Below are 901 nucleotides of genomic sequence, written 5' to 3' on the forward strand. Positions count from 1 at the left end.
CCCTTTGGGGTGACGGCGTGCCTTTTGCATAATGAACCTACGAGTTACCATGCACAGCAAGGCTAAGCGACCCAGTCGTGGAGCCGTAGCGAAAGCGAGTTTTAAATGGCGTATAGTTGTGTAGGGTAGACGCGAAACCAAGTGATCTATCCGTGTCCAGACTGAAGTGAGGGTAAAACCTCATGGAGGGTCCAACGGAGAAATGGTGAAAAATTTCCCGATGAGGTACGGATAGGAGTGAAAGGCCAATCAAACTTGGAGATAGCTCGTACTCCCCGAAATGCATTTAGGTGCAGCCTTTATGGTTAAGTACACGAGGTAGAGCGACTGATTGGATGCGAGAGCTTCACCGCTTATCAAATCCGGACAAACTCCGAATGCGTGTATGTAGTCATGAAGAGTGAGGGTGCGGGAGCTAAGTTCCGTATCCGAGAGGCAAAGAAGCCGGACCATCAGCTAAGGCCCCCAAATGATGTCTAAGTTGAATGAACGAAGTCGCAATGCAGAGACAGCTAGGATGTTGGCTTGGAAGCAGCCATTCATTTAAAGAGTGCGTAACAGCTCACTAGTCGAGGATTGTGGCGTGGATAATAATCGGGCATAAGACATCTGCCGAAGCTATGGGATCGAAAGATCGGTAGGGGAGCATTCCAGCGAGGTCGAAGGTGTGAGGTGACTCATGCTGGACTCTCTGGAAGAGCAAATGTAGGTATAAGTAACGATAAAGGAAGTGAGAATCTTCCTCGCCGAAAGACTAAGGTTTCCTCTTCAACGTTCGTCGGAAGAGGGTTAGTCGAGACCTAAGGAGTAGCCGTAGTTGGCGTATCCGAACGGAAGAATGGGTTAATATTCCCATACTGATTACACGTAGTGGATGCAAGGACGAAGGAGTGAAAGCCTC

The 901-nt window shown here is 48.9% G+C and carries 1 rRNA gene; it reads left to right on the forward strand.

What is annotated here, in order from left to right:
* Positions 1-901: ribosomal RNA gene (locus tag AC1EKE_RS08175) — 23S ribosomal RNA — on the forward strand; the annotation flags it as partial.

Source organism: Porphyromonas sp. C0041D3, from assembly GCF_056590575.1.